The sequence below is a fragment of the Vibrio sp. Y20_XG_PY13 genome (assembly GCF_024181925.1).
Taxonomy (GTDB): domain Bacteria; phylum Pseudomonadota; class Gammaproteobacteria; order Enterobacterales; family Vibrionaceae; genus Vibrio; species Vibrio parahaemolyticus.
This window is the reverse complement of sequence record NZ_JAMZAL010000026.1, coordinates 1-6,586: the sequence shown is the minus strand read 5'-3', so window position 1 is coordinate 6,586 and position 6,586 is coordinate 1. Positions and strand designations below refer to the sequence as shown.

General features: G+C 43.6%; 1 protein-coding gene. It reads right to left on the bottom strand.

What is annotated here, in order from left to right; genetic code table 11:
• Positions 1–607 precede the first annotated feature (607 nt).
• A complete protein-coding gene (locus tag NL646_RS23065; protein WP_367618117.1) occupies positions 608–6,541 on the bottom strand; it encodes a type I secretion C-terminal target domain-containing protein in 5,934 nt (1,977 codons plus the stop codon).
• Between the last annotated feature and the right edge of the window lie 45 nt (positions 6,542–6,586).

Here is a 6,586-nt window from a genome sequence, read left to right as displayed (position 1 = left end):
AGTTGGTGAGACTTACGCTATGATCAGGGCGCTGAATAAGCTTACAGGGCTAGGTATGCCTGAAACTCAGTATATCGTTTAAGAATTAAGCACGATGGGGCAGACATGGTTTCTCTATGAATTAAGCAACAAAGCCTCCTCAAAGTACTATGCCTTCTGCTGACTTCTTATAATCAATCACACAACATCGCTGCTGTATTAGTCTCGACTGAGACAGATCATAAGATCTCCCGAGGTAAGACGTTGCTCTTTCCCTTGGTCGTGCCTGATTTACCTATACACACTTCCCGTCGAGGCATTGGGCTATTCTATCTATTGCTAGGTTACCCAAGTTGTACAGGCCTACTATCAGATTTCTGTTCGTCACAACCAAGTTTTGCCATTTGCTTCCTTCAGATTTCACCTCACGGCGAACACCCTTGCATAGGCTAACGGTTCTCGCTCGACTGAGCCCGTAGAGGACTTTCACCTCCTAGATCAACGCCATGCTCGGCGCACAATACAAAACACCCGCTGAAGTACAGCGAGCGTTTTTATTAAAAGTGTTAATCCATATCAGGATTAGTCACTGTAAACACATTTTATGGCGATACACAGCATAAGTGACTTAATCGGTCGTAAATATATTCCTATTATAAAGCTCAGTAATAATTGCCGTGCTATCTGCACCACTTAACCCTAAATCAGATTGTGCAAAATCTTCTAGTACAATGGTTTGTGTTTTACCATCTTGTACAAATTGAAGCTCCATATTTCCATCAACTTCTGCCACTGATAAAGCCGCTAAGAAATCATCCACCGTCAATGGTTCTGCATCATCTTGCAATACATCAGTTAAATCTATTTTATCCGATTCGATAGTAAAGTCAGTGATTGTATCTGTATCACCATCGTTAAACTGAGAATCAAATACAAACAAATCGTCTCCGTCACCACCAGTGAGAATATCATTACCAGCTCCGCCAGCCAGAATATCTATATCTCCTAATTCACTTCCGCTGTAAGTATCATTAACATAAGTGATCGTATCAGGATCTGTTGAGTCCACAAAAATCTGATAACTGAATTTTTGTGTGGTACCACCCGATCGAGCCACAATATCTATATCAGTAAACGACTTATTAATTTCAATCGTCCCCGTTCCATCGAAAGTAATTGCACGATCAACCCCCGCACCTCCACCTTCCGGCTCTTCAAGGACATAATTCCCTGTAATAGTAACAAGCCCTTGGTCAAGCATATCTTGTATACTTACATCAACACCATCTATTCTAAAGTACAAATATTCGCTGCTTAAATTCATTTCATCGACAACAATCTTCGCACCTGCCACCGCTGATGTTAATGAAAGCTCATAAGTGTCAGTGTAACCTCGCGTCCGTAAACTATCATCTAAACTACCGGCTCTCAGCCCATAAACGGTATAAATCTCTCCACTAATTGAACCATCAGCTGAAGCAAGATTTTCTCTAGATCCATCAAATGTTCCATCTACAGGGAGTAATTGAACATAGTTAGGTTCAACCACTCCTCCCACAGTACCGCTAGTTTCATCAGAAGCTACAACATTCCCAGAAACAGTACCGCCAATTAAAACATCGTCTCCTTCACCACCGTATAACGTATCAGAGCCAGCTTCACCGATAAGAACATCACTTCCTTCGTCGCCATAAAGAATATCGTCATCCTCTCCACCGAGAATAACGTCATTTCCTTCACCGCCATACAAGGTATCTTGCCCATCAGGAATAACGACATCATCGGTATTTACAAACAACTCATACTGTAAAGAGCCACTATTACCACCGGTCAAAACTTCCAACGTGGTTAACGGGATAAATAGTTCCACTTCTATAAACCCTGTAGAGTTCCCTTGACTATCTTCTTGTTCCCAAAGTACAGGATTTAACGCATCGATATTTGAGCTACCCCATGCTCTAAAGAATTCATAATCCCCTGTAATAGCGGCCCGTCCTGTATTTATCGCATCTGCTAGTGAGATGTACTCCCCGTCGACCCTAAACCACATGGTGTCATATGAACTCATACCAGAGACATTGAGTTTAACCCCCGCAACCTGCTGGCCAAAGTCAAACGTTTGTTTGTCATTACTTGATGCTACGTTTGCCGAGAAGTAATCCGTTAAATGCGTCTGCTTAGTAACATTATTTGCTGTCACTACACCACTGCCATCATTATCACTAACAGTAACGGTAAAATTACCGTCCTCAGAGGTTGCAGTGACTTCCCCTGTTGTACCTGTTGTCACTGGAGTGATTTTTGAATAGGTTGGCGCTGGAGTGCCGCCGCCCCCATCAATAACATCATTACCAGAACCACCATAAATCGTATCATCACCAGTATTACCAACAATGACATCATCCCCAGCCCCCGCATAAAAGACATCATTTCCGGCTAAACCATCGATAATATCATCATCAGATGTGGCACTAATTACATCGTCGTTTGGAGTTGGATCTGGTACCGTTTCTTCACCGTCAATAATCTTAATCGTGACAACTTCGTCATATGTCAGTCCCATCGAGTCCGTAACTCGAATCGTCATATCTAACGTTTCCGACTGTTCGTAGTCAATTTTACTAGGGTCAGCAACGGTGACGATGCCTGTTATTGAATCAATGGTAAATGCGCCATTGGCATCATCCACTAAAGAATAAGTGAAGGTATCTCCTACATCAGGATCGGTAACACTTCTAACACCACCAACAATATCACCAGCATTTGGGTTTTCTACAATCTGTAGCCCTGTTCCAACAATTTGTTGAACAATGCCCGTACCGCTACCGTCTGCGCTATCACCTACCCAACTGACAATGATTTCCCCACTGCTGAGTTCCGAAATAGACGGACGTCTATTAATGGTAGAATCACCAATGACATTAGAACCAATATGAGTACTTTCACCAATCAAAGTACCTGTACTGCTTATTGCTTGTCCCCATAAGTCACTCGTACCGTCTGGGTTATCATGCTGCCATACCACGTAATAACCACCACTTGATAGCTCTACTATTTCAGGATAATAGTTCGAAGATTCACCGAGTGAAGAAAGTTGAACTGGCGCGATAATTTCCGTATAGGTTTGATCCCAAGCTTGTAGATAAATCTCACCATTATTTTCATAAGTGACGGTGATGCCTCCATTGCTGTTTTCTGTCATGGTTAAGTTATTGCCATTAATCCCAGGACCGCCAAAGTCAATTGTATTGGTCAAAACGCCTGTTGAAGAATAAACCTTGATGACGTGATCTGCCGTATTACCATCACGGTATCCAACTATGATATCCCCGTTACTTAACACGGTTACCTGAGCATACTGATTCCATGTGAAATCGCTATCGATGGTGACAGGGTTGACAACTTGATTACCTGATTGATCATGCACCTCAAGCACTAGAGAGTTTGGAGATGTACTAGTTGTCGTGTAAACAGAAGCTATATTGCCATCTGGCGTCTCATCAATATTAACGTAATATGCAAAACTATTTGTATAAAAATCAGAGGTTTGATTACCATTCTCATCAATAATGGCTATCCCTGTGTAATATGTTCCGTTGTGTGCAATCTGTGCGCTTACTGCAAAGCTACCATTCGCTAGGGTAATAATATCTTGAGGTGCCCCCTTATTATTGCCTTCAAAGGTAATTAAAAACTCATCCGTTGCAGCTGTTCCATCTTCATTGTAAATACGTCCTTTGGTTGACCAACTGCCACTACCGCTGTCAAGCCATGCAATAGCATATTTACCATCACTTAATGATGTTGTTTGTGCTGCATTTTGATTACCAGCGGTTGATGAATTAGCGCTTGTAGAAGCAGAACCCGCCTCGCCAAAAACAAGATCCGTTGGCGCATCTGGCACATCTAACGTTGCCGTTTCCGCATTTGAGGATGCAGGTTCTCCCACTGCATCAATGACACTAGCAGTCACCGTGATATTTCCTGCGACAAATCCTTGACCTGTAAGGTCAGCATCAAGTGTCCAAGTATCATTTGTAACCGTGGTGGTGTACGTTGCAGTCGTTCCTGCGCTATCCGTGATAGTAACCGTAACGGTTTGATTATCTTCAACTCTTGCAGTAGTTCCCGATATTGTCACACTATCTGATTCGTTATAAGCAATATCGTTAACATTTGCTAATTCGATTGATGGCCCTTCATCTAACACATCAAGCGTGACAACCTCGTCATAAGTCAAACCCATTGAATCCGTAACTCGGATTGTAAATGAAAGGGTGGTTGATGTTTCATAATCGATCTTGCTTGGATCTGCAATTGTCACCACGCCTGTTGATGGATCAATGGTCACCGCACCATTTGCATCATCTGACAATGAATACGTAAACGTATCACCGACATCAGGGTCTGTAACAGTCGAAACTCCGCCAATAATGTCTCCCACTTCAGGATTTTCAATAACTTGTGCTGCTGTGCCAATGGTACGTTGGAAAACACCGCTACCTGAACCATCTGCTAGCGTTGCTGTCCAAGAGACGGTCACTTCACCAGTAGACAGTTCTGTAATATTAATATCCCTTGAGCTATGAACATCAGAAGGCATATCGGTATTAATGATATCCACGGATCCAATTAACGCTCCAGTTTCATCCAACCTTTGTCCATAAACAACCCTATCTGTTGAATCTGCGTCTGAAACGCCAACCCACACTGCATAATAATCTCCATTCGATAATTGTATTATTTCTGGGTCTCCAAAATAACGACCCGATACATCTGAAATCTGGATTGGAGCAATTACCTCGCCCCCTGACGCATCCCACGATTGGAAATAGATGTTGCCTTCTTGTTCATAGACTGCCGATATTCCACCATCATCATTTGAAACTAATTCAACATCTTGTAACCAAACTGCGGAAGAGTCAGCGCTACCATTTCCACCAAAGGTCGTCGTGGTTAACAACACGCCAGCAGAGTCGTAAACATACATTTCAAATGGCCCAGTATCTCCATCTCGGTAGGCCACTACCAAATTGCCATTATCTAAAGCTAAAAGCTGTGTATTTATACTGAAGGCAGTACCGGTGGAAATAACAACAGGAGCAACAACATCTGTTCCGTCAGGTTCATCTACTCTAAGGAAAATAGATGTATTATTCGCCTGTTGATAAACCGTTGCTATATTCCCATCCACCGTTTCGACAATTTTAGGATAAAAACCAGGGTCAGCGATCACAAAAGAGTCTACTTGATTTCCTGAGGCGTCAAATACAGCGACAGCTGAATCATAAGCGCCAGCAGTCTCATTTAATCCACTTACTGCAAGGGCAAATCCACCAGAGGAAAGCGAGATGACTTCATAGTTTCTCAATAACGGTAAGTGGCTCCAATCCGAAATAGTAACTTCAAATGTACCGCCAACCCGAGTGCCATCATCATTGAATATTTGTCCGTATAACCCACCATTATCAGGATTATTGTCAGAATCCCTCCAGATACTGACATACCCACCGCCGACCAAGCTTGTCGTTGTTGCTTGACTTTGGTCACCATCAGTCAACTCGTTAACCACTGTTGGAGACGGACCTGCAATAGAGAATTCCAAATCAATTGGTGCATCAGGTAATTCTAGCGTCGCAGTTTCAGTATCAACTGTAGCAGGTACTCCTGCTGCATTGCTTACTTCTGCTTGTACTGTTATCGAACCATCAACAAACCCTTTATCAGTTAGGTCTGCATTAACCGACCAAGTGTTGCCGCTCACAACAGCTGTAAATGTAGCAGAAGTTCCGACGCTATCTGTCACAGTCAGCGTTACAATCTGCCCATCTTCCACATTAGTGGTCGTTCCTGACAACGTGACATTATTAGACTCGTTGTAAGCAATATCAAAATCACCGACCTGAACGAGATCAATCAACGGTGTTGATGTATTGACGGTTAAATTGAACTCATCACTTATTGCCCCTGTATTACCTACTCCGTCTATCACGACCGCAGTGTAGGCAGGCGTAGCTCCATGAGGCAGTACACGCGAGTCATCATAAGTCCAACTTGTACCACTCACGGTAGTAGCAGTGCCAAGCAAAATACCACCATCGTAAATATTTATCGTCTCACCGGCCACCAAATCGGCACTTAGAGTACCGTTTAACGTAAGGATTGTGTCATCCGTTACATCGCCATCAGATAAAATGCCAGTATACGGACCAACATCATCGGTTGCTCCATCAATGCTAACCGTTGTTGTAGGAGGTGTCGTATCAAGCGTGAAATTTACCGGCGTACTTTCTGCGGTAGTGTTACCCGCCGTATCACTGATGCTGCTGGTGACGCTGTAAGCCCCTTCGTCCGTCAAGCTTGGAATGGTGATGTCCGCGCTGCCATTGGTAATGTCAGCCGCCGTCACCGTGTACGCCTGCTCAGTGGTGCTGCCATCTGGGTTAGTGATGGTTAAGGTGATGGTATCGCCTTCTTCCACGCCCGTTGGTAGCGTGACATTGGTTTCAATGCCATCACTGTTTTCAGCCACGCTGACGCTGCCATCAGCTGCATCGGCAATGGTTAACGTTGGCGCACTGTCACTCGTGCCATCACCGTCGGTATC